The 21,423-nt window shown below is 57.1% G+C and carries 24 protein-coding genes; 12 read left to right on the top strand and 12 right to left on the bottom strand.

What is annotated here, in order from left to right; translation table 11 throughout:
- Positions 1–70 precede the first annotated feature (70 nt).
- Complete coding sequence (locus BLS30_RS14350; protein ID WP_425284175.1) at positions 71–616, top strand: PQQ-dependent catabolism-associated CXXCW motif protein; 546 nt, start codon at positions 71–73, stop codon at positions 614–616.
- A 26-nt stretch (positions 617–642) separates the two neighbouring features.
- Here the strand turns inward: BLS30_RS14350 and BLS30_RS14355 are convergent, their stop codons facing one another.
- From BLS30_RS14355 to BLS30_RS14375, 5 genes are all read right to left on the bottom strand, one after another.
- Positions 643–1,344, bottom strand: coding sequence for a hypothetical protein (locus BLS30_RS14355; protein WP_090229830.1), 702 nt, complete (start codon positions 1,342–1,344; stop codon positions 643–645).
- An 86-nt stretch (positions 1,345–1,430) separates the two neighbouring features.
- On the bottom strand, positions 1,431–2,321 hold the full coding sequence (locus tag BLS30_RS14360; RefSeq protein ID WP_090230267.1) for an ABC transporter permease: 891 nt from the start codon (positions 2,319–2,321) through the stop codon (positions 1,431–1,433).
- 47 nt (positions 2,322–2,368) lie between these two features.
- Positions 2,369–3,151, bottom strand: a complete 783-nt coding sequence (locus BLS30_RS14365; RefSeq protein WP_090230270.1) for an ABC transporter ATP-binding protein — start codon at positions 3,149–3,151, stop codon at positions 2,369–2,371.
- Between the two features lie 198 nt (positions 3,152–3,349).
- On the bottom strand, positions 3,350–4,333 hold the full coding sequence (locus BLS30_RS14370; protein WP_046476420.1) for a YVTN family beta-propeller repeat protein: 984 nt from the start codon (positions 4,331–4,333) through the stop codon (positions 3,350–3,352).
- Between the two features lie 67 nt (positions 4,334–4,400).
- Positions 4,401–5,702, bottom strand: a complete 1,302-nt coding sequence (locus BLS30_RS14375) for an ABC transporter substrate-binding protein (RefSeq protein ID WP_244512449.1) — start codon at positions 5,700–5,702, stop codon at positions 4,401–4,403.
- Positions 5,703–6,054: 352 nt separating this feature from the next.
- On the opposite strand from BLS30_RS14375, the gene BLS30_RS14380 reads away from it, so the two are divergent.
- From BLS30_RS14380 to BLS30_RS14425, 10 genes are read left to right on the top strand one after another with little or no spacing between them, the layout of a single operon-like run.
- Positions 6,055–6,576: a DUF3280 domain-containing protein gene (locus tag BLS30_RS14380; protein ID WP_046476423.1), complete on the top strand. Its 522-nt coding sequence runs from the start codon at positions 6,055–6,057 to the stop codon at positions 6,574–6,576.
- Positions 6,573–7,550: an ABC transporter substrate-binding protein gene (locus BLS30_RS14385; protein WP_090229833.1), complete on the top strand. Its 978-nt coding sequence runs from the start codon at positions 6,573–6,575 to the stop codon at positions 7,548–7,550. The genes BLS30_RS14380 and BLS30_RS14385 overlap by 4 nt, the downstream gene beginning before the upstream one ends.
- On the top strand, positions 7,540–8,346 hold the full coding sequence (locus BLS30_RS14390) for an ABC transporter permease (RefSeq protein ID WP_082100990.1): 807 nt from the start codon (positions 7,540–7,542) through the stop codon (positions 8,344–8,346). Before BLS30_RS14385 ends, BLS30_RS14390 begins: the two co-directional genes overlap by 11 nt.
- A complete protein-coding gene (locus BLS30_RS14395; RefSeq protein WP_090229836.1) occupies positions 8,334–9,062 on the top strand; it encodes an ABC transporter ATP-binding protein in 729 nt (242 codons plus the stop codon). Before BLS30_RS14390 ends, BLS30_RS14395 begins: the two co-directional genes overlap by 13 nt.
- Entirely contained in the window at positions 9,063–9,854 is a 792-nt protein-coding gene (locus tag BLS30_RS14400) for a (5-formylfuran-3-yl)methyl phosphate synthase (RefSeq protein WP_210184045.1), read from the top strand.
- The gene (locus BLS30_RS14405; protein ID WP_052743637.1) at positions 9,851–10,267 is read left to right on the top strand and encodes a dihydroneopterin aldolase; all 417 of its coding nucleotides are present in this window, start codon (positions 9,851–9,853) and stop codon (positions 10,265–10,267) included. The genes BLS30_RS14400 and BLS30_RS14405 overlap by 4 nt, the downstream gene beginning before the upstream one ends.
- 12 nt (positions 10,268–10,279) lie before the next feature.
- Positions 10,280–10,903 carry an amino acid kinase family protein gene (locus BLS30_RS14410; RefSeq protein WP_090229839.1) on the top strand — a complete coding sequence of 208 codons (624 nt, stop codon included), beginning with the start codon at positions 10,280–10,282 and terminating at the stop codon, positions 10,901–10,903.
- Positions 10,904–10,913: 10 nt separating this feature from the next.
- Positions 10,914–11,474 carry a flavoprotein gene (locus tag BLS30_RS14415; protein WP_046476430.1) on the top strand — a complete coding sequence of 187 codons (561 nt, stop codon included), beginning with the start codon at positions 10,914–10,916 and terminating at the stop codon, positions 11,472–11,474.
- Positions 11,450–12,937 (top strand): DUF6513 domain-containing protein, encoded by a 1,488-nt coding sequence (locus BLS30_RS14420; RefSeq protein WP_210184046.1) that lies wholly within the window; start codon positions 11,450–11,452, stop codon positions 12,935–12,937. The genes BLS30_RS14415 and BLS30_RS14420 overlap by 25 nt, the downstream gene beginning before the upstream one ends.
- Positions 12,888–13,460 (top strand): DUF447 domain-containing protein, encoded by a 573-nt coding sequence (locus BLS30_RS14425; protein ID WP_046476435.1) that lies wholly within the window; start codon positions 12,888–12,890, stop codon positions 13,458–13,460. The genes BLS30_RS14420 and BLS30_RS14425 overlap by 50 nt, the downstream gene beginning before the upstream one ends.
- A 382-nt stretch (positions 13,461–13,842) precedes the next feature.
- On the opposite strand, the gene BLS30_RS14430 is transcribed toward BLS30_RS14425, so the two are convergent.
- Positions 13,843–14,877, bottom strand: coding sequence for a hydantoinase/oxoprolinase family protein (locus BLS30_RS14430; RefSeq protein WP_046476437.1), 1,035 nt, complete (start codon positions 14,875–14,877; stop codon positions 13,843–13,845).
- Positions 14,878–14,936: 59 nt separating this feature from the next.
- On the opposite strand from BLS30_RS14430, the gene BLS30_RS14435 reads away from it, so the two are divergent.
- A complete protein-coding gene (locus BLS30_RS14435; protein WP_090229841.1) occupies positions 14,937–15,668 on the top strand; it encodes a HisA/HisF-related TIM barrel protein in 732 nt (243 codons plus the stop codon).
- A gap of 201 nt (positions 15,669–15,869) precedes the next feature.
- Here the strand turns inward: BLS30_RS14435 and fae are convergent, their stop codons facing one another.
- From fae to BLS30_RS14465, 6 genes are all read right to left on the bottom strand, one after another.
- The gene (gene fae / locus BLS30_RS14440; protein WP_046476441.1) at positions 15,870–16,379 is read right to left on the bottom strand and encodes a formaldehyde-activating enzyme; all 510 of its coding nucleotides are present in this window, start codon (positions 16,377–16,379) and stop codon (positions 15,870–15,872) included.
- Positions 16,380–16,582: 203 nt separating this feature from the next.
- Positions 16,583–17,449, bottom strand: coding sequence for a triphosphoribosyl-dephospho-CoA synthase (locus BLS30_RS14445; protein ID WP_046476443.1), 867 nt, complete (start codon positions 17,447–17,449; stop codon positions 16,583–16,585).
- Positions 17,446–18,408 (bottom strand): ATP-grasp domain-containing protein, encoded by a 963-nt coding sequence (locus BLS30_RS14450; protein ID WP_082100991.1) that lies wholly within the window; start codon positions 18,406–18,408, stop codon positions 17,446–17,448. The genes BLS30_RS14445 and BLS30_RS14450 overlap by 4 nt, the downstream gene beginning before the upstream one ends.
- Entirely contained in the window at positions 18,362–19,333 is a 972-nt protein-coding gene (mch, locus tag BLS30_RS14455) for a methenyltetrahydromethanopterin cyclohydrolase (protein ID WP_046476445.1), read from the bottom strand. The genes BLS30_RS14450 and mch overlap by 47 nt, the downstream gene beginning before the upstream one ends.
- Positions 19,320–20,492, bottom strand: a complete 1,173-nt coding sequence (locus BLS30_RS14460) for an ATP-grasp domain-containing protein (protein ID WP_090229844.1) — start codon at positions 20,490–20,492, stop codon at positions 19,320–19,322. Before BLS30_RS14460 ends, mch begins: the two co-directional genes overlap by 14 nt.
- The gene (locus BLS30_RS14465) at positions 20,489–21,391 is read right to left on the bottom strand and encodes an NAD(P)-dependent methylenetetrahydromethanopterin dehydrogenase (RefSeq protein ID WP_090229847.1); all 903 of its coding nucleotides are present in this window, start codon (positions 21,389–21,391) and stop codon (positions 20,489–20,491) included. The genes BLS30_RS14460 and BLS30_RS14465 overlap by 4 nt, the downstream gene beginning before the upstream one ends.
- Positions 21,392–21,423 lie beyond the last annotated feature (32 nt).

Consider the following 21,423-nt stretch of genomic DNA (forward strand, 5'->3'; position numbering starts at 1 on the left):
GGGTTTGGTGGGAAGCGGTTGTGGTGCTAGATCGTTTTCTCTTCTCGTTCGCTATGTGCTTTTGGTTCAGGTGATCGGGCTTTTTGTATTGTCCGGTGTATCGGACGTCTTTGCGGCCGGTGGCAAAAGCGTTGAGCCACTGGTCACGGAGCCTGACACTTATCGCACAGACAACTATCGGGCTCCGGTGCCGGCGACGTTGAAGGGGGCTCAGGTTGTTGATGTCGGTGCTGCGGAAGACCTTTGGAACGCCAAGGCGGCAGTATTCATTGACGTTTATCCACAACCTCCCAAGCCGCCTAATCTTCCAGAAGGCACGATCTGGCGGACACCGTCGCATGAGAGTATCGCGGGCGCGCATTGGCTTGCCAATGTCGGTTACGGTGTGCTGTCGCCTGAGTACGAGGGCTATTTCCGCGCGGGGCTGGAGCGCCTTACTGAGGGAGACCGCTCGCGCCCGGTTGTTTTCTTCTGTCTCCGTGATTGCTGGATGTCGTGGAATGCCGCGCGACGGGCCCTCTCGTGGGGTTACCGCAACGTGATCTGGTTTCCCGATGGTACGGATGGTTGGAAAGAACTGGGCCTTCCCGCGGCTCAGATCAAGCCGGTGTCATAAGCTCTGTCGCCCAGTGCAGCAAAAGACTACTCGTTCATGTGACTGCGAATGGCGCGGGCAACTGCGAAGGCGCGCTGTTCAATTAGTACGGGAATTTCACAAGCAAGAGGCAGGTTGTCCTGTCGCTCTTTAAAGACCCGTGCATTCCAATCGTAGTGATTTTGCAGCGTGTCGATTTCCTGTGAAATCTTTTCGCCTTTTGCTGCGCGATCATGGAGTGCGGCGAGTTCCTTGCCTTGATCCTCAAGCCGTTTGGCGCGTGCGCGCTGGCGCCGTTGAAATGTCTCGATACCATTCACGACTGAACTGCGGACGACGTTCGTTTCGTGAAGCACCCCGGCGAACAACAGTGTCAACTTCTTATCCCGTTCGGCTTCGGGGACCTTCTCGGCATAGTTTTTGATTGCTTCTTCAACCGAGTCCATCTCGATACGCCGGCTAATCACGTAGGATACGAGCTCAGCGATCTCTTTGTCGTCGCGCCAGTTCTTGATCTCCTCAACCGGGGGGCCGTCCCATATTTGAGCTGATGTCAGGGTATCGATCTTACGTTGGACACACGGCCAGTCAGAGCCCGGCTCGGGCGTTTTTGTGTTTGCGGCGGGCACTTCTGTCTGCCTCGCGGGCGTTGGGCTTCCATCTTGCATCTGGCCGGGAGGGCCCGCCCACGCAGTCGCTGCTGCCATTATGCCGGTTGTTGCTAAAAACGTGGCGATGACCGCTGCCATTCGAACGCTCGTGCACTTCGTAGCACGGTGAGGCTGCGGGAGGACGATATTTGAGGTTCGGAGCATTGGTTTCATTTCTCTGGCGTTTAGCTGCGGGCTCCTGGTCCCCGTCGCGCAATCAATCCCTTGGACGGATTGTAGGCATAGATCGCGCAGGCAAGGAAGAGGATGGTGCAGCCGGCGACGACGTAAAACGACGTTGGATCCAATTGGCCGTAGAAGGCGAAGCGGATGAGCTCGACTGCATGGGTGAAGGGGTTGAAGCGGCAGATCTCGTAAAGCAGCGGGCTCGATTCTCGGATGCGCCACAGCGGATAGAGTGCGGATGAGGCGAAGAACATCGGGAAGATGACGAAGTTCATCACGCCTGCGAAGTTTTCAAGCTGACGTATGACCGACGACAGGAACAGTCCGAAAGCTCCGAGCATCAGTCCAGACAAAATGATGGCTGGGAGGACTGTGATGTATCCATTGTACGGAGCGGGTATCTCGAAGCCGACGAATTGGCCGCCGATCGTGAGGCCGACTGGCAGTGCTGCGGCATCCGGTTGAATCTCCCAAAAATAGGCGATTGCGAGGAAGGTATAGACCTGCAGCAGGGCGACGGAAACGCCGCCGATCAGCTTAGAGAAAAGCAGGAACCAACGCGGGTATGGGCTTACGAGAAGGGTGCGCATCGCGCCTGTCTCGCGGTCGTAGACCATCGACAGAGATGACTGCATAGCATTGAACAACAAAATCATCCCAAGCAGTCCTGGCGCAACATACGTCTCGTAGAGTACGTACGTCTGATAGGGCGGGATAATCGAGACGCCGAGTACTTGGCGAAAGCCAGCAGCGAAGATGAAGAGCCAAACGAGCGGGCGCACCAACGCGGAAAGAAATCGCTCGCGTTGGTGGAGGAAGCGGAGAACTTCCCGCCAGACGATCCCACGGAAGCAAGCGAAAAATCCGCTGAATGTGAGATGTGATGGCATTGGTTTATGCGGGACCGATGCTGAGGTTTCGGCCATGGTGTCTATGCTCATGCCGCCTCCGCACGCGTTGTTTCGGTTAGGTTCCGGAATGCGGATGCCGGATCGTTCGCCTGACCTGCCTCAAGGAGGCCGGGAACCGAGCCGGAGTAGAGAACCCGGCCTTTGTGCATAACTATAATTTTGTCGGTCTTGTCGATCTCATCAATGAGGTGCGTGGCCCAGAGCACGCCGATGCCGTGTTCATTGACTAGGCGGCGTACGATGCTGATCACGCTCTGGCGGGAGTCAATATCCAGACCGACTGTGGGCTCGTCTAGTAGCAGAAGGCCCGGATCATGCAGCATGGAGCGTGCAATTTCGACACGGCGGGCTTGACCGCCGGAAAGGTTGCGCACCTTTTCCTTGGCGCGTTCATCGAGACCTACCGTTTTCAAAGCCTCATGAGCGCGTCGTTTGCTTTCGCGCCGGCCAAAACCATGTAACGCAGCGTGGTAAGTCAGGTTCTGTAAGAGGGTCAGGTCGGAATCGAGAGTGCGGCTCTGAAAGACGACGCCGAGACGCTGCAAAGCCGCGCTGGGCCGCCGCCGGACATCATTTCCTAGAATGTGGATCTCTCCCGACGTGTTGTCGTAAAGGCGGGTGATCAGGGAAAACAGCGTCGATTTGCCGGCGCCATTGAGGCCGAGCAGGATCGTGAAGCTTCCTGGCGCAACGTCTAGGGAGACGTCGTTGAGTGCACGCGTATCGCCGAAACTATGCGATACGTTGCGCACGCGCAGCGCCTCGCCTGTGCTGGAAGATCCTTTCTGGGATGTCAGAGCGTCAACCATTTTGCGGCGCAGCATTGTTGATCATCACTATTCCTCGGTGACTGTCGGCATAACTGGGAGTCTTTGCTCCCTGTACTCACGTCTTTACGGTTCGGCAATTCAAACCCGGTGAGTTCTAGACGCAGACTTTTCCGTTTTGTCCAATTCCTTTTGGGAAATTTCCCCCTTTCGAAAATGATGAGGGGGAAATTTCTAACATCAATGATTGGCTACTACGACGCCCCACGGATAACGCCCGACCGTTATCGATTTAATCACGCGAAGCTTTTGCACGTCGATAACCGACACATCGTTTGACGTGCCATTGGTCGTGAACAAAAGTTTTTCATCCGGAGTAAGAGCGAGGTTCCAGACGCGCTGGCCAACGAGCAAATATTTTTCGACTTCGTAGGTTTGGGCATTGATGACGGCGACGCGATTTGATGGACCCAATGCGACAAATGCCAGTTTTCCGTCTTTTGTGAAGCGAATTCCAACAGGTTGAATCGCGTCGTCATTAATTCCAGGTATCTCGAAAGTGATCTTGTGGACGGCTTCTTTTTTCGCAGGGTCGATAACCGTAACGGTGCCGCCGATTTCTGCGGAAACCCAAAGTTGCTTGCCGTCAGAAGTGAACTGCGCGACTCGAGGCCGGTTGTCGACGAGGATATTGGCGACGATTTCATGCGTCTTGGTGTCGATGAAATGCGCCATGTTGGTCGTTTCTGACGTATTCACGACGATCTTGCCATCGGGGCTCACGGCCATGCCTTCCGGTTCCACGCCTACGGGGATCTCGGCAAGAATTTTATCGGTATCGATGTCGACCACGGTGACGAGGTTATCGTCCTCGTTGGCGATGTAGAGCGGGTTGCCGGATGGATGCAAATCGAACAACTCGGGGTCCGGACCGGACGGAAGGTTTTTGATGAACTCGTAGGTGTTGGCGTCATAGACCTCGATGCGATGGTCATCACTTGTGCAGATCAGAAGCCACGTATCGTTCTTCGCGAGTATGATGCCGCGGGGACGCTGACCGACCTTGATCTCATGGATCACTTTTAACGTTTCGCTGTCTATTACGGAGACCGTGTTGTCCTTTTCGTTGCTGACAAACACTTTGTAGGCGGCGGCAGGGAAAGGTGCCAAGACCAAAGCGGCGAGCACCGTGAGGCTTGCGATGATGGATCTATGCTGTCTCACTGACGATTCCTGTCGTTTCCTGATTTCAGTTTTGGCTTGTTGACGTGGACATGGCTGCTTCCACGATTCAGCGGTTGGTGAATGCCGTACACTTTGTTTCCGGACGATCGATGCCGAGCGTGTCGAGTTCTGTCACCTGATGGAGAAACCCGGGCTGCGGGGATACGGATACATGAATTTTATCCGTGGCGACGAATAACGGTTGCCGTAGCTGAGCGTTCCAAGGGCGGTAAGTGAGCTTTTGGCCCTTGAATGCCGCGAGTTCGAACCGGTCAGAAAGCATGTAGCCAATCAATGTTTTGGGGTTGCCGGTGTTTGTGCGCGTGGCGGCTTCGCCGATGGACCGTACGGCCATCCAGGCGGCGTAATCTAGCGGGCGCATAACGCGACCTGACTTACGCTGGAAGCGATTTTGAAATTGCGTTGCGCCCCAAAGTTCCGACGCGGGATGCCAAGAGGTCGGATAGAGACCTTGTGTTCCTGCTACGGGGCGGGCGATCCAGGTTCGATATGGGAAATAGTCCCCAAACTGTTTGCTCTCATCAGCAACGATAAGGACGTCGTAGTCGGGAAGATCCTGTGTGAAGGAAGGGATCTGTTGCTGAACCTGTTCGTAGCCGCCGTCGGCGCGGCGACTCCCGGCTTCATACTTGAACGTTCGGTCTTCGAGAATTTTGAGACCGAAGCGTTTGGCAGAATGACGAATTGAAGCGGCGAACAACTGGTCGTTGGGCTGTGGTCCGGAAATCAAAACGAGATTACGCCAGCGTTTCCACGCTAAGTATTGAATGAGCGCGTCCGTCAGCATGGCCCGCGAAGGTGCTGTATGTTTGACGTTGAGGCGGCAGTCCTCCTGGCGCAACCGATCATCAGTCGCGCCCGCGTTGAAGATGACCGCGTTGTAATTTTTCAACGCATCTGAGAGCGCCAGCAGGGTGTCTGGTGTGACATCGACGACGAAGAAGCCGAGACCCTGCTCGGCTTTCTGCGTAGCAATCTTGATCAGCTCATCCCGCGTGGTTGCGGGATTCTCTTCCATGCGAAAACTCTGCTTGAGGAAACGGCCGGTTGTGTTGTTGTCGTCAACGGCCAGCTGGGCTCCGGCTATCCCGTCATCATCGGGTCGGAAATCCAGCAGTGATAGCGGTGGGAGCCGATCCCGCTTTTCGCGCAGATAGGCAATCGGAATTTCGATTACGCCATCTTGTTTAGAGTCGGATTTATTCTGATTTTGTGTAGGTGCTTCTTGAGAGAATACAGGTTTTGAATTGAACGTTGAGCTCATAATCGCAACGGCAACTGCACAAAGGAAAATGGGTAAGGATTTCCGTCGGCCTGTTACAATGTTGCGATTAAGCAAATTGCTCATGAGAACTCCTCCCGAAATTCTTTTCTTGTCGCGATCATTTTAGGGTGTTCGCAACGCATGCCGGAAGAGCGTAGCTGCTTGAGCTCGTTCTTGCACCTCTCCAGCCAATCGTATTTTTCTTTAGCGGCTCGATAAGCTTAGCCTATCGAGGATACGGCTTTTCGTAACATAGTTACGCTTCCATCTAAGGCAAGGCGACGAAAATACAGCGTTCACGCATATGTGAGGGTTGTGGTAGGCGGGTGGGGTGTGCATGCGTACCCAGATCTGCGAGCAAACATTGTGCAGTTTATTTACCAGAGGCGCTTGGTAAAGAATAGTCAGTGAACGATGCGTCCCGAGGGGTAAGGAAATGATCCTGCGTACGGTTGCAATTTATCTAATGCTCATTGGGTTTGCGCAGGCAAGTTTTGCATCCGGCGCGACCAAAACCGCGATCTTCCCCTTTGAAATGGTCATCGAACAACAGATGGGCGGCGTTGGCTTGCCCCCGGTACCCAACGAGGCGGAGCGGGCACGGCTTGAGCTCATTACGGACGAACTCAAGCGTTTGCTGAAGGAAACGGGTAAGTATGAACCTCTGGACCTTAGCTCTGTGAATAGCGATATCGAGGAACAGACACCTTTCAATAGATGCGATGGCTGCGAAGTCGAGGTTGCAAAGAAGGCTGGTGCAGAATTGTCGGTGCTGGGTGTGGTGCACGAGGCGACCGCTGTGTTGCTGAATGTGAGCATTTTCGTCCGCAATGTCGACGACGGGACTTTGCGGAACTCGATGGCGGTCAGTATTCACGAAAATGACGACAAGGGCTGGCTCCGCGCTGTCCGGTGGCTGGTGAAAAATCGACTGTCAGATCAGGAGCCGCAGAAATGATTGATCGAAGACAGCTGATGATAGGGGCCGCGGCGGTGACCGTTGTCGGTGTGCCTGCGCTTCCGGCTGCGGCATCCGGTCGATTGAAAATTGGATCCCTGAAATTTGGTTCGCTGAGCTGGCTGTTGGAGACAATCAAGCGCCGTGGTCTCGACAAAGCGAATGGCCTAGAAATGTCGGTGCTGGACCTTGCGGGGACTGGTGCCGCTCGCATTGCCTTGCTCTCGGGTGAAACGGACGTCGTCGTCAGTGATTGGCCATGGGCGATGCGGCAGCGCTCTGGGGGCGCGCCGCTCAAATTTGCGCCCTACTCCTCGGCGTTGGGGGCCGTAATGGTAGGTGCCGATAGCGGCATCAAGTCGATTGCGGATCTCAAGGGCAAGCGGTTGGGTGTTGCTGGCACGGCGATCGACAAGAGCTGGATTTTGTTGCGTGCTTATTCTCACAAAACGTTGGGCGAAGATATTGCGCAGTTTGCAGAGCCGGTCTTTGGAGCCCCCCCTCTGATTACTGAACAAATGCGTCAGGGCCGGGTCGACGCGGCCTTAAACTTCTGGACGTTCTCGGCACGTCTCGAAGGTGAGGGGTATAAAGAACTCATCACGATGGCAGACATCCTGCGCGGGCTCGGTATTGATCCGCCGCCACCACTTGTCGGTTTCGTATGGAGCGAGGAGACGACTGCTGGAAAGGATGCTGAACTCGCAGCCTTCCTCAAGGTCGTCGAGGAAGGAAATCGCATTCTTGCGACCTCCGATGAGGATTGGGAGCCGCTTAAGCCTTTGATGCGTATTTCAAGCCAGGGTGAGTTTGAAGCTTTGCGCAAATCTTATCGAGACGGCATCCCGCAGCCATGGTCTTCAGAAGCAACGAGATCTGCTGATAAGCTGCTGAAATTGCTTCTTGAATACGGTGAAGGTACGCTTGTAGGAAGCGATACGAAATTCGACGCGAAGCTGTTCTATGGTGCTTGACGCTGGAACTACAAAAGCTGGACGTGTGGGCCGCGGTATCGTCGGTTCGGTGTTGTCTGGGCGCTTTGGGTGGTCGCTTGGCTCGTTCTTGGTTCTGTTGGCGGTCTGGTTTGTGGCGGCCGCTTTCGCGAACAGTCGAGTCTTTCCAGGCCCGCTAGATGTCGCGCATACGCTTGTGCGGGAACTGGCCAGCGGAGAGCTGGCCTACCACGTCGGTGTAACGCTGGCGCGCGTCGCCGTATCGTTCGTGCTTGCCATGTTTATCGGATGTTCGATTGGCATCGCGCTTGGGCGGACAAAACGTGCCGATAGGTTTTTCGATACGTGGTTGATCTTTTTCCTAAACCTGCCGGCGTTGGTGACCATCATCCTTTGTTACGTCTGGTTTGGACTGACGGAGGTTGCGGCCATTCTTGCCGTTACGATCAACAAGATTCCGAACGTCGCCGTAACGGTGCGGGAGGGAGCGCGCTCCCTGTCGCGAGATCTTGAAGAGATGGCAGAGATTTATCGTTTCGGCTGGTGGAAGACGCTGCGTCACGTGACATTGCCGCAGCTCGCGCCGTTTTTTGCTGCCGCAGCACGAGGCGGCCTAGCGCTCGTGTGGAAGATCGTGCTTGTCGTTGAACTTCTCGGACGCCCGAACGGTGTTGGTCATCAGCTCAATATTGCTTTCCAGCTGTTTGATGTGTCGATGATCCTCGCCTACGCGATAGCGTTCATTATTGTCGTGCAGATTATTGAAATTGGGGTGCTGCAGCCGATCGAGGCGAGGGTCAATCAATGGCGCCGGTAGATCGTCCGCTAGAAGTCAACATTGTCGAGAAGGATTTTCCCGCGGTCGGACAACGCGCACGGTTACCCGTTCTGCGTAATATCAAGTTGAGCATCGCACGTGGGTCTTTTGTCTCGATTACAGGGCCATCAGGGTGTGGCAAGTCCACGTTGCTCAATATTATCGCGGGCTTGGATAAGGACTTCACGGGTTCGGTGAATACCCAAGAAGGTGACCTGCGGCTGTCTTATATGTTCCAAACGCCGCGCCTTCTGCCGTGGCGCACCGTGGAGGAAAATATCCGCCTTGTTCTTCCAGACGGTGAGAGCCATGACCAGCGGGTGACTGAGCTTATCGACAGGGTCGGATTGAGCGATGCGGCCACAGCTTACCCCGAGCGGCTTTCAGTAGGGATGCAGCGACGCGCTGCTTTGGCGCGGGCGTTTGTGCTGGAGCCCGATCTGCTCTTGATGGACGAACCGTTCGTTTCGCTTGACGATCCCACGGCAGAAGCCTTGCGCCAGCTTCTGATCGAGCTATGGTCGCGGCGGCCGACCACGGTTCTGTTCGTGACCCATGATCGCTTTGAAGCGGTGATGTTGGGTACGCGCTTAATCCGGGTTGACGGCCGCCCGGCGACCGTGGTGCAGGATATCCCTGTTAATTTGACAGTGTCCGAGCGCCGTGATCGAGATTCCATACTGGCTGAGCGCGTGCGCGTGTTCCAGGATGCCTAAATGCAAATAATTCCTCCGAGGCGGGCGGCTGACTGCGGCCGCGTCTCGATGCTTGCAAGTGTTGTTGACGCACGCGAAGCGACCCTCTGCCTGGAGGGTGGTGTCGACGTTATCGACTGCAAGGACCCGTCACGGGGTGCTCTCGGGGCGGTGACACCTGAAGCCGCGCGCGCAATTGTTGAGACCGTTGGTGGCCGGGTGCCGGTTAGCGCCACTATCGGAGACCACCCTTGCGAAGTTGGTCCAATCGTCGAGGCCACGTTGCAGGCTGCAGCGACTGGCGTGGACTACGTGAAGACTGGGTTTCTGCCCGGTGGGGATGCAGCAGAGGTCGTGCGTGCGCTTGGAGGGCTGCGGGGCGAAACCGGCAAAGCTCAGATCGTAGGCGTTCTATTTGCGGATGCCTCTCCGGATTTTGAGCTTGTGGCAGAGATGGCTGCGGCCGGTTTCGCAGGCGTCGTTCTTGATACCGCAAATAAGTCTGATGGGGCGCTGCCTGATGTTCTCGCCGTCGATCAATTGGAGCATTTTGTTGAGATTGCGCGCGCACATGAGATGTTTTGTGGACTTGCAGGGAGCCTTCGTACGCGGCATATCCCGGCTTTAGTCCGGCTGGCTCCGGATCTCATTGGTTTTCGTGGGGCTTTGTGTCGCGAGAATGCGCGCACGGGCTCATTGGACTTGCGGGCAGTGGCGGAAATACGTGATGCCATTGCTAAAGCGGAAAAAATCGAGACTGATCTTATGATGAGTAAGGCTGAAGAACTGGCACGCGAGGAACGCGCCTCATGAACAAGACGACCGGGGCGGCTACGATTATGCAGATGAGTGAAACGGATCCCGTTCAGTGCGACCGCATATTCGTGCGAGATCTTGTGCTGGATTGTGAGCTTGGCGTCTATGCCGAGGAAAAAGGTATCACGCAGAAGGTCGGGTTTTCGATTGTTGCGGCGGTATCTCCGGACGTTGGCTCACGAACCGACGAAATCGCGGAAGTGCCTTCGTATGATGATTTAACCAACGCTGTTAAATCCGTTATGGCAGAAGGCCACATTAATCTCGTTGAGACTATCGCTGAACGTATAGCGGCGCGTATTCTTGAGGATCGCCGTATTGTGTCCGTGCGCGTGCGCATCGAGAAGTTGGAGCGTGGTCCGGCAGCCGTCGGCGTTGAAATCGTACGTCCGCGGGGATCATCCTGTTAGAGTAGTTCGCGGGTGAGCCAAGAACCTATCGTCGTCAAAATCGGTGGCAGTCTGGCGCGGTCAGCTGACGTCTTGGAGCGCGTTCTGGCTATTGTGGCGCGCTCCCCGAGAGGTGTTGCCGTGGTTCCTGGCGGCGGCGTCTTTGCTGACGCCGTGAGGCAGGCGCAAACGATGTTTGGTTTTGATGACCTCGTGGCGCATCAGATGGCGATCCTCGGCATGCATCAAACGGGTTTGATGTTTGCGGCGTTGGCGCCAGCATTGGATACGAGCGAGAACCTCGCAGAGATCGCAGACAAAGTGCCCAGTGGTGAAAAGCTTGTGTGGCTGCCGCTGAATGACTGCGAAAACGATGCTGCGCTACCGGCAACCTGGGATACGACGTCGGATGCCATCGCGGCACGGCTGGCTGAGCGTCTTGGCCGCTTGAAGGTCATTTTCCTTAAGTCTCGCTCGGGTGGGGAGCTGTCCTCAGTTCATGCTCTTGCCGAGGAGAGGATTATCGATCCTATCGCTGCGCGGATTATAGAGAATGCAGGTCTCGATTTTGAAGTGATCGCTGCCGACGAGGAGACGCGTCTTTGCGAAATTCTGGGTGTGAGCATGCAAGTCGACGTGCCGCCGGCGCCGTGTTAGGGGGCTTTTCATGACACGAACAGAAATCAAGACACCGCGTTTCGCATGGGCCCTCACGGGGTCGGGACATTTCTTCAAGGAAAGTCTCGATATTATGACACGTCTCCCGAACCTTGACGTTTTCCTGTCGCAGGCTGCGGAAGAAGTGCTCAGCATGTACAAGCAGCAACTGAATTTGCCCGAAGGCACACGGATATTCAAAGATCGGACGGCGAGTGCTGCTCCCGTGGGTAATTTCTATTACGGTGTCTACCACACGCTGATCGTGGCGCCTGCGACGTCCAACACTGTGGCCAAGTGCGTCTATGGCATCTCTGATAACCTGGCGACGAATGTTTTCGCTCAGGCAGGCAAGTGCCGTGTTCCGGCGATTGTCTTTGCCTGTGACACCGCGCCGGAACTCGACACGGAAGCTCCGAAAGGGATGGTGAAGGTCTATCCGCGGCGCATTGATCTGGAAAATACCGCTAAGCTGAAGACCTTTGATGACACTGTCGTCGTCGAAAGTTTGGCTGAACTCGAACAGGCTGTCGACGAGCGGCTAATATGTCTGAAAAGCTTGTCTTCCTAACCGGGCATCTCGCTGAAGATCGGCTTCGGGAAACCGTTGACGATCTGGCGCTTGCGCATGCGGACGGCCATTGGCGGGTGATCAATATCGGCATCAAGGTTGCGGCCCTGATGACGGAAAAGATTATCAAGAACCGTCTGAAGGAGCCGCTGGCGGCAGACCGGGTTATTGTGCCTGGACGCTCACGCATGGACCTTGAGAGCCTTTCGGCGCACTACGGCATTCCCTTTCAACGCGGCCCCGATGAAGTGATTGATCTGCCCGCCTTCTTCGGGAGGGGTGGTAAGCCTCCAGATCTCAGCCAGCACGATCTCAAGATTTTTGCCGAGATTATCGAAGCGCCGATGCTTACCGTCGATCAGATTGTGGCGCGGGCGCGCGTTCACGCTGCGGCGGGTGCCGATATCATAGATATTGGTTGTCAGCCCGACACGCCTTTTCCGCATCTGGAAGATACGGTTCGTGCATTGGCTTCAGAGGGCTTCAAGGTCAGTGTCGATTCTGGTGATTTCGACGAACTCCGCCGGGGCGCGCAAGCCGGGGCGGATTTTGTGCTCAGCCTCGATGAAACTACGTTGGACGTGATTGCCGGGACGTCTGCTGTTCCGGTGCTTGTTCCGAAGCCGCACGGTGATCTGCCTTCTCTCATTCGGGCGATCGATAAGGCCGAGGAGATGGGGCTTACCTACATGGCTGACCCCATCCTCGACCCGATAAACTTCGGGTTCACGACTTCACTCGAACGCTACGCGGAGCTGCGTCGGCAGCGGCCTGATGCGCCGATGCTTATGGGAACCGGCAATCTAACGGAATTGACGGACGTTGATAGCCAGGGACTGACGGCGCTTCTCGTTGGGATTTGCTCGGAGTTGGCGATCACGAATGTGCTTGTCGTGCAGGTTTCACCGCATACGCGGCGTACGGTGCAAGAGCATGATGCATCACGACGGTTGATGTACCGGGCGCATAAGGATCAGAGCCTTCCGAAGGGGTATGACGCCGGATTGCTATCGTTGCACGAGTTGCGGCCATTTCCCTATACCCCGGGTGAGATTGAGGAGCTTGCGAAGAGCCTTCGTGACCGCAATTTCCGGATCGAAGCCAGTGCCGATGGGGTCCACATCTTCAATCGTGACGGACATCATGTTGCTATCGATCCCTTTGAGTTGTTCCCCAAGCTCAATGTCAAAGATGACGGGGCCCATGCGTTTTATCTCGGCTATGAGCTGGCGAAGGCGGAAATCGCATGGCAACTCGGTAAGCGCTATGTGCAAGATCAACCCCTGCGCTGGGGTGTGGCGGCGGATGCTAAAGCAGAAGACTTGACACACCACGCGCCGGAGGGTGCAACCTTGGCGTCTAAGAAGCAGAAGCCGGTTTCCGAAGCTGGCAATAATTCGGAGGAGACGCTCGATGCCGCTGATCGTAGAGGCGATCGTGACGACGCGGAGCCTGGCCGGTGACATCCACATTGCGCCGCTTGGAGTGATTGCGGATGGCGAGCAGTGGATCATCGCTCCCTTTGCCCCGTCACGGACACTAGACAATCTTCGAGAGAACCCCGTTGCCGTCGTCAATCACGTTGATGACGTGCGCATCTTCGCGGGATGTTTGACTGGACGACGTAACTGGCAAGTGCGGCGTGCGGACAAAGTGGATGGCGCGGTGCTGCGCGCGGCACTGTCACACTGGGAATTGAAGGTCGACAGGGTCGAGGAAGACGCGTTGCGTCCACGGTTTTACTGCAACGTGCTTGATCGCGCACAGCATGGTCCCTGGGGAGGGTTCAACCGAGCCCAGGCGGCCGTGATTGAATGCGCAGTTCTTGTCTCCCGGCTCAAGATGTTGCCCGCAGATAAGATTGAAAACGAGCTCGCTTATCTCCAGATCGCCATTTCCAAGACCGCTGGCCCACGTGAAGAGGAAGCCTGGGGGTGGCTGATGGAGAAGGTCGATGCTTGGCGTGCGGAACGCGGCGCGGCGTGAGGGCTTGCTTGGAGGCGAGTAGCTCGCTCTGCGGACCCTTAAACATGCTCTGCTCCAACTGGCCTCGCCCGAGTTCGGGATGACGTCTCGCGCGTTGCAAGGGCGTTCTCTCACTGCTGTTCGACGGAATCGTGGAGCCTTGGATACCGGGGACAAGCCCCGGTAAGACGGGGTGTTTTTTGTTTGGGTTTCTCCAATCGCCGATGCTGCGCGGCATACCCGGTCATTGCTCAGGATTGGATCCCGGTGGCAAGCACCGGGATGACGGTTGAGAGTGTTGTGAAGGTTCCGCTCGCCTCCCTAGGAGAGATGGCTCATCCACCTTTCCCTGTGTGGTAACGCGTATAGGTCCGCGGCCGCGGCGGGCGAGCGTCGTAAGCACTTACTCCCCCCGTAGCAAAGCAACGGCGACGGCTGGTGCGTTGCAATCAACGGCAGCTTGTAAGTTGGCTGGTGTTCCGACTAACTGCGAAAATGTTTGGCAGGGACGTTGAAGCCTGCGGGATATCTCGGTGGCTACCGAAGTGTCTAATCCCGTTGCTACGATGATGTCGGCGCGAGGCACTCCGGAGAGAACCTGCGCGCACCCCTCTTGAATTGATCGGAGCTGCAACTCGACCACATGCTGGGCCGCCTGTTGCCACGTCGCCAAGTCGGCGTCGGCGGGCTCGCGACAGAACATGCGAGCGAAGCGGGCCACGCTTTCGGCTTGCGACTTTCCACGTCCGTCGGCTGTGGCGTGAACGTCGAGGCCGTCTGGCAGGCACCCCAATACGCGGCGGACATCAGCCATCGTGGCGAGGTATTCGCGTGCGAGAGACTGCCATCGCCCGGCAAATGGTGCACGCGTGCAAACAGCCATGACTGAGGTGCGCGTCAGGCCAGTGTAGACGAGTTCGCCCGACGTTAAGCGATCCGGGTCGGTCAGACCGCGTGGGGTTGGTGCGCCAGCGACGATTGGAATGAGATCGGTCGTCGTCGAGCCCATATCGATCAGGAGGGCGTTTGCGGACTGCCCCGTCGCCGCAAGACGTTGACCTGCGAGTGTTGCTGTCGCGAGGAAGTTGGTGGATGCGACGTCGAAGAAATTGGTCTTTGCATCGTTCGCTGTGTCAAAGAACTTTTGGCCTCCCCAGAAACGTGCTGCGGTGCCAAACTTTTCTGTCAGGCGATCCACCAGGGTTTGAACGCCTTGCTCGCGGGTTTCGAAAAGATCGGAGAGTTCGCCTGTCATGGTGATTGCGAAAGCGTCGGCGCGGCCTGTCAGTTCTTCAGCTTCGCGAAGGGCAGTATCGAGATGGTCAAGGCCCTGCCATAAAGGGCACAGGTATTGCCGTGCGGCGATGGGCGTCGCGTCCTCGACGAGGCTTACCTTGAGGTGGGCGCCACCAACATCGAGCCCCGCAACGATGGTCATTCGTTTCTCCTTCGGTAGATTGGAGCGCCCAATCTAGCAGCGCATGAGAAAGGAACGCGATGCGCGTTATTCCGGTGATCGACATTCGCAATGGGTGTGTCGTACGTGCGGCTGGTGGGGACCGCAGCAGATATCAACCAATTGAAACGCCGCTCGCGCGGACGAGCGAGCCCCTCGACTTGGCGCGCGGCCTGCTGGGGCTCACGAGCGAATTACGCTGGCTGTATATCGCGGATCTCGACGGGATCGAAGGGCGTGGGCGAAATATGGATACCGTGTTTGCGCTGCGGGAGGCCTTGCCGGATATCACGTTGTTTGTCGATGACGGCTCGGCAACGGTAGAAGCCTTGGAGACTTATAGCGCCGACCGGGGTATCTGGCCTGTCATCGGTTCTGAAACGTTGGCAAATGTCTCGGCGCTGGAGCGGATACGTTCGCAATTGCCGCGAGATGGGTTTGTCCTGTCGTTGGACTGGCGGGGCGATACGCCATTGGGACCCTCAGAGATTTTTCAAGATTCATGGCTTTGGCCGGATGACGTCATTGTGATGACGTTAGCGCGGGTTGGAAGCGGGTTAGGGCCGGATGTTGCCCGGCTTCGTCAGATCAAAACAATTGCGGGGAGCCGGAGAGTTTATGCCGCAGGCGGGGTTCGTCATGCCCAAGACCTTTACGATCTTGAAGGGCTTGCCAGCGGGGCGTTGGTCGCATCTGCGCTGCATGACGGTGTGATCAGCCGCAGTGACCTTGAGCGCATTCTGAAAACTTCCGAGCCTTCAGAAATGAAATAACCGGCGACTCCATTTGGGGGTAGGAGCCGCCGGCTAAGGCATCATTTTAGTGTAGGACGTGGAAATGCCTCGTGGGCATTCCCACCTGCCAGCAATCTCTTCTCAGCCGTTCCAACGGCCTGAAAGCAGCTTGCCCAATCGCTGAAGCAGACCCCCCTTCATGGGAGGGGCTTTATCGTCCTGCCCAGGATGGTTTCCGCTTCAATTGGCGCCGAAGGGGTGTACTGCGCTGTCACGCTGAGCCGTGACTTCAGCAGCGGTCGGCTTGCCGGCAACGGCGCGCTCGATCGCTTCCTTCGTGGCGCGATAGTTGTAATCCTGGATCTTGGCGTCGTCGGCAGCTTCCCAGTGAATGAACACGCCAACGCAGATGTAGAGATCGTCGGCTTGGTCAGCGGGGATCGTGCCTTCGGCAACGCAGTCCTGAACAGCCTTAGCAACGCCGTGCTGAGCAGGGCCGAACATCTGAACGGCCTGACGGGCGTCCTTGATGGTGACCTTGTTGAACATAACGGTGTTGGGCTTGCAGGGCAGGTTCGGCGCGATCACTGCGAGCAGCGACGTGAAGCCGTCCTTGTTGTTCGTGAGGCTGTTGCAGAAAGCCGCTTCGGCAGCTGAGCCGCGAGGACCGATGAGTAGATCGATGTGCGCGACTTCGTTACCGTCACCGACGAGCGACTCGCCAACCAGAACCTTGTCGATTTTGGCCATAGCTGGAATTCCTCCCAAAGCTGGAAACAAGAAAATCCCGGTGGACGCTTGGTCCGACCGAGCGTTGTTGGCCTCAGCCGAGCTGAGCCATCCCTGATGCAGCGAACGAGGACACTAGATCCTCGAACCGGTTGGCCGGATAGCGGCGCGCCTGAGCCCCGCCCGTAGATACCGCAGAGAGTCGCCGAAAGACAAGCCTCTTCCTACCTGCTTGGTGATGCAAGGAGGGCAAGGAGTTTCTCGGTAAAGATTGTCGCAACCACGAAATCTGCAGTTGTTCCCGGATTAATGCCCTCGGCCTTCAGCTGGGCGTCGAAGTTCAGCAAATCCGGCAGGGACATTGTGCGTGCGACAGGCTGCCAGCTGGGTGCCAGCGCACGTGCAGCATTTTGTACGTGAAGTGCCGTTTCAGGGCCAAATTTACGCGCGATATGCGTGTCTGGAAATCGCGATAGATAGTGCATGTGCAGCGTGGTTACTGCGAGTTCAGGCGTTTCGGCAAAACGCAACGCGGTCTCGTAAAGCGGTAGACCGATTTCAAATATATCAGCGTATGCTGTCACGTAGGCACGGGCGATGCGATCGCGGTCGGCGGCGATTTTCATCGCTTGCAATAGGGTTATCTCGGCGGGGGCCGTTACGTCGGCCTGTTCGGAATGGCCAAGGCCGCCCGGGTTCGCACGTGCGATGGCTTTGAAGGTCTCAGCGGCGTCATTCTGACTCAAGTCTGCGAGTACATTCGCAAGACGATCGCGGAGAGCTTCGCCGTCGACGGGTTCACTGGTCGTGTAGGCGAGCGGGGCACAAAGCAGGACAATGCCCAGATTGGTATTGCACCCCACAGTCGAGAAACTCGCTTCGACAGCGCGGCGAATTCGCGTGCCCACAGGCAGGCCAGGCGTCGTTATATGGGGCGCTGCAGCTTCCGCGGCTCGCTCGAAATCACTTGGTTGCATGCCATGCCCACTTGCGTGGACATGCACGTTTCCGGGTTTCAATGCGGATAATTCGAGACGGCATGCGGCCACGAACGCCTGTGCGACGTCGTGTGCTGCAAGCAGCCGCGTCATTTGATGAGCGTCGGCATGACGGCGGCGAGGAAATCATCCGCGAGGCATTGGGCGACGTCGACATCAGTCACGCCTTGCAAGCCTTTCCATGCTGGATTGGAATTGATCTCAAGGAGGAAGAGCTTGTCGTTCTCAGTCCGCATGATGTCTACACCGGCGTAGTCCGCACCGACTGCGGCGGCAGCTGCGATCGCGAGTTCAGCGGTCCTGACATCTGGCTTTAGCGCAGTAGGTTCGGCACCTTGGTGTACGTTCGTTACCCATTGAGTGCTGCGCCGAGTCATGCCCGCTACCAAGCGTCCGCCAGAGACAAAGAGACGCCAATCTTCGAAGCTGTCTGGCCTGTGTGGCGGGAGGTATTCCTGTAGATGGTAAACGCCATTGACCGTTGCGGCGTCAGGCAGGTCCGACCAGCTTTCGAGGCGACGGACGCCATTGCCCTGCGAACCAAAAAGCGGTTTTGACACCAGTGGCGGTGCGAGCCCGTGACAATAGCGCTCACGCTGAATGGCTTCGAACGTACGCGTCGTCGGGATAGGAAGCCCGGCGCGCTGGAAGAAAAAGGTGGTCGTCGATTTATCTACGGATCGTTCTATCGCGCGGGCGTCGTTCCAAACTCTCACGCCGCTTTCGCGCAGGGCATGCAGGATGCCGAGGCGGAACGTTATCTCTTCAAGGCTGCCCGTTGAGATGGCCCTGACGAATGCACCCTTGGGTAAAGTGCCGTCAAAGCCTGGAATGCGCAGGCCCGTGGAGGACACCGTATCGAACGCACAACGGCGTAACGTTGTCGTGACAGTTCGTGCGCCGCGTAACTCGAGTGCACGTGCCAAGCGTCCCGCATGCCAATCACCTCCGTTCTCTTCGACGAAGATGACGACATCAGGTGCGTTTTCGGAAACCGGCGGCGCGTCAGGCGAAGCTGGCGTCGACGATATCGGAGGCGAGCTTTCCAGCATTGAACGAACGGCCTGTTTGAACGTTTGAGACGGTGACCAGCGCTGGGCTGAATAGGAGCGGGTCTATTTTGTAGAAATCTCCACCCACCTCGGCAAAGGTTTCCGCGAACGGCTTTCCGTAAGAGCGCGATTGGCTCGAGGGCAATGCGTTGGCGAGCTGTTCGGCGTCTTCGTCGGTGCCCCGCACGAAGAGCTGGATATGGCCGCCATAAATGATGGCGTCGTTGGTGCGCCCCATGGCCTTGATGAAATCAGGTGATGGAGGGGCAATTGGCGTCGCACCATAGCCGTCGAGGATATCGTCCAGCGGGAAGTGCAACTCGTGCGCCTTATGGAGCGCGACTTCCAGGACACGAGCGGCGATCTGCACGGAGCCTGCGAGTGAACTCGTCGGCGCGTATAAGATCGTTAGGTTTGATGGTAAGATTTTGCACGCGTCGGCTACGAGTTTGGCAACGGTTGGGGGGGGCGCCTTGTCGCCTTCGATGACGAGACATGCACGCGGATGGTTATCCGCGTAGTTCAATTCCTCGAAGAGTTTCTCAACGCGTGAAAGTGCGCGCGCTGGACCGGAACCGAGCGCGAAAAATCCCGTTACTTCGTCCTGAATCGTCCAGCCAGCGTATTGGCTTGCGAGGCAAGAGACGACTGGATTGGACGCGTGGACGACGACACCAAGCGGCCATTTCGGCAAAGGCGAGGATCCGGTGAGGGTTACGGTGCCAAGACCACCCATGCAGATTTCGCCGAGCAAGCGGCCTAGTTCCAAGCTGCCAATCGTTTCCGCACCACAGTCGATCAGGCGTTCGCCGATCTCGCCAATTCGTACTTGCGCACGCAAAGCCGCAGCGCGCCTTACGATGTCGTCAGCAATCTGCACTCCGTTGGCATTTACGCTGACTGCTGCCGCGTTACTTGCATTCATCTGGGCGTTTCCCTTGGTTTTCGGAGGATTGATATAGCACGTCCGCGATTTCGCGGGTGCGAACGCGACAAACTTGTTCTGCGGTATCTGGATCTTCGGCGAGGGCGCGGACGGTGACGACCGGTGCGTGTGGCGGGATGACCCGTCCGGGAGGCGGGCGGTCACTCACCCATTCCGGCCAAGCAACGTCAGGAACGGTTAGCTCTCCACGATCTGCGTAGACATAAGCTGCAGCTTGAGGGTGGGGGCGCCATTCGCGTGACAGAAGCTCAACGGCTTCGTTTTCCGTAAAGGCTGCGAGGTGAGCTTTGAACAAAGTACCAGAGGCATCGTCGAGGATATCGAGCGACGCGCCGGGACGTGGATTTACTTCGATGAGATGGGGTTCGTCGCCGACGACAATGAAGTCAAATGAGACCAATCCCTTTAATGCAAGCGCGGGGGCGAGGCTGACGCAAGCGTCCACAATACGTGCCTCGATATCCTCGTCGAGTTCGACATGGCCGGTGATGCCGCCAAAGCGGAAGGGATGGCGATCAGAGGGGCTTAGCCACGAACGCGTGAAGGCGAAGGCTTGCCCATCGCTGCCGATGAGTGAGGTCGCCGAGATCAACTCGCCGGAAACTTCGCGTTGGTAGTAGCGATTGGGGCGAACTTTCCGCCGAGCATCATAGCGGAAGATATGAGTTCCTCCACTTCCACCGATACGCTTTGACAGCCACGGCTCTGTGGCTGGGGCCGGTGGATCGAGTCGCGTTTCTGGATGCACGATGCCGAGGTCGCGCAGGAGCGGAAATAGAACGACTGGGTCTTTGCTGCGGCTGACGACACTTGCATCGCAGGCGCAGAGACGGAATTCTCGAGAGAGCGCTGCAATAACCTCCGGCTCGCATTCGAAACCTGCGCCCAGGACGATGAGCGGATTGCTTGTTGGGCCGACGCCTGCCTTGCTCATTATGGCATGCAGTGCGTCACTTAGGCTTCGCTCATCGAAACCACACGTGAAGGCTGAAGGCAGCTTTTCGACGGCACCGGATAGTGCGAGGGTATCGTCGTCCGCGAAGCAGTCAACGACGAGCGGGCAATAACCAGCTCGCTGGGCGGACGCAGCGAGCATCCGCCCAGACAAGGCGACAATCAGGATCGTTTCGGTGGTCAACCGACCAACGTGCGTGCGAGCGCGAAGGCGTCGCGGAAATCCAACAGCAAGGGCTTGTCGGAGCTGATCATGCGCTTAAAGAGGCCGGACTCGGTTTTGTACTTAATGTCGCCGATGGCCAGGGGGCCAACCCCGAGGGTCGTTGAGCAGCCTGGTAGGAGCTCACCATTCATGAACAGCTCCATCCCTTCAATGCCGGGGGGGGGCACCGCGTTGACGTCCGCTGTTACAAGCAACTTGCGGGCATTCTTTAGTTCGCTGTTGCCGAGCACCTGAACACCAGCGGCGGCGGCGGCGAATACAATTTCAGCTTCAGCGACAATGGCTGCCTTTTGGTCGGGTGTCTCGCCCGGCACGGGTTCGAGGTCAACGCCGAAGCGTTCCTTGGCAGCGTTAGACGTGGCAATAACGCGATCGATGCCGCGGTGAGCGACCATCTTCACGTCCGCGCCTTCGAGAGCTGCGATTACCGCAGATGCGAAGCCCACGACGCCGGTGGCACCGAAGATGGCGACCTTGGTGCCCTTCCAGTCGCGTTGGAACTTGTCCTTCATGACCTTTTCAACGCACGCGACCATCGCTGCTGCGGTCGTGAAGGAGCCGGCTGGATCGGCGAAGGCCGACAGCTCGAACGGCGGAACCATCGCTTCCTTGGTAGCCTTGAGCATGTCGAGGGCGAGGAGTGCGTCCTTGCCGCCGATGAATACGCCCGTGCGCACACCGGACGCGGGCGGACGGGAGAAAATGGCGTCCTGAACGAGGCCCGTAACCTCTTCCAACGTGACATTCAAATAAGGGGTGATGACCTTATAACCAGCATCGGCGGCCATATTCACATCAAAAGGGCTCATGTGCTTTTGCGGCGCAAACATATGCAGAATCGGGGTCGGCTCGCTCACGGGACGGTCCTCTTGGTTTCAAGTGGCGTTTG

This window comes from Filomicrobium insigne (assembly GCF_900104305.1).
Classification (GTDB): domain Bacteria; phylum Pseudomonadota; class Alphaproteobacteria; order Rhizobiales; family Hyphomicrobiaceae; genus Filomicrobium; species Filomicrobium insigne.

What these genes read in the sequence shown, in the direction of transcription:
- BLS30_RS14355 (WP_090229830.1), bottom strand. Translation starts at nt 1,344, where the DNA reads ATGGCAGCGGTCATCGCCACGTTTTTAGCAACAACCGGCATAATGGCA.
- BLS30_RS14360 (WP_090230267.1), bottom strand. Translation starts at nt 2,321, where the DNA reads ATGCCATCACATCTCACATTCAGCGGATTTTTCGCTTGCTTCCGTGGG.
- BLS30_RS14365 (WP_090230270.1), bottom strand. Translation starts at nt 3,151, where the DNA reads ATGGTTGACGCTCTGACATCCCAGAAAGGATCTTCCAGCACAGGCGAG.
- BLS30_RS14375 (WP_244512449.1), bottom strand. Translation starts at nt 5,702, where the DNA reads ATGAGCAATTTGCTTAATCGCAACATTGTAACAGGCCGACGGAAATCC.
- BLS30_RS14380 (WP_046476423.1), top strand. Translation starts at nt 6,055, where the DNA reads ATGATCCTGCGTACGGTTGCAATTTATCTAATGCTCATTGGGTTTGCG.
- BLS30_RS14385 (WP_090229833.1), top strand. Translation starts at nt 6,573, where the DNA reads ATGATTGATCGAAGACAGCTGATGATAGGGGCCGCGGCGGTGACCGTT.
- BLS30_RS14390 (WP_082100990.1), top strand. Translation starts at nt 7,540, where the DNA reads ATGGTGCTTGACGCTGGAACTACAAAAGCTGGACGTGTGGGCCGCGGT.
- BLS30_RS14395 (WP_090229836.1), top strand. Translation starts at nt 8,334, where the DNA reads ATGGCGCCGGTAGATCGTCCGCTAGAAGTCAACATTGTCGAGAAGGAT.
- BLS30_RS14400 (WP_210184045.1), top strand. Translation starts at nt 9,063, where the DNA reads ATGCAAATAATTCCTCCGAGGCGGGCGGCTGACTGCGGCCGCGTCTCG.
- BLS30_RS14405 (WP_052743637.1), top strand. Translation starts at nt 9,851, where the DNA reads ATGAACAAGACGACCGGGGCGGCTACGATTATGCAGATGAGTGAAACG.
- BLS30_RS14415 (WP_046476430.1), top strand. Translation starts at nt 10,914, where the DNA reads ATGACACGAACAGAAATCAAGACACCGCGTTTCGCATGGGCCCTCACG.
- BLS30_RS14420 (WP_210184046.1), top strand. Translation starts at nt 11,450, where the DNA reads ATGTCTGAAAAGCTTGTCTTCCTAACCGGGCATCTCGCTGAAGATCGG.
- BLS30_RS14425 (WP_046476435.1), top strand. Translation starts at nt 12,888, where the DNA reads ATGCCGCTGATCGTAGAGGCGATCGTGACGACGCGGAGCCTGGCCGGT.
- BLS30_RS14430 (WP_046476437.1), bottom strand. Translation starts at nt 14,877, where the DNA reads ATGACCATCGTTGCGGGGCTCGATGTTGGTGGCGCCCACCTCAAGGTA.
- BLS30_RS14435 (WP_090229841.1), top strand. Translation starts at nt 14,937, where the DNA reads ATGCGCGTTATTCCGGTGATCGACATTCGCAATGGGTGTGTCGTACGT.
- fae (WP_046476441.1), bottom strand. Translation starts at nt 16,379, where the DNA reads ATGGCCAAAATCGACAAGGTTCTGGTTGGCGAGTCGCTCGTCGGTGAC.
- BLS30_RS14445 (WP_046476443.1), bottom strand. Translation starts at nt 17,449, where the DNA reads ATGACGCGGCTGCTTGCAGCACACGACGTCGCACAGGCGTTCGTGGCC.
- BLS30_RS14450 (WP_082100991.1), bottom strand. Translation starts at nt 18,408, where the DNA reads ATGCTGGAAAGCTCGCCTCCGATATCGTCGACGCCAGCTTCGCCTGAC.
- mch (WP_046476445.1), bottom strand. Translation starts at nt 19,333, where the DNA reads ATGAATGCAAGTAACGCGGCAGCAGTCAGCGTAAATGCCAACGGAGTG.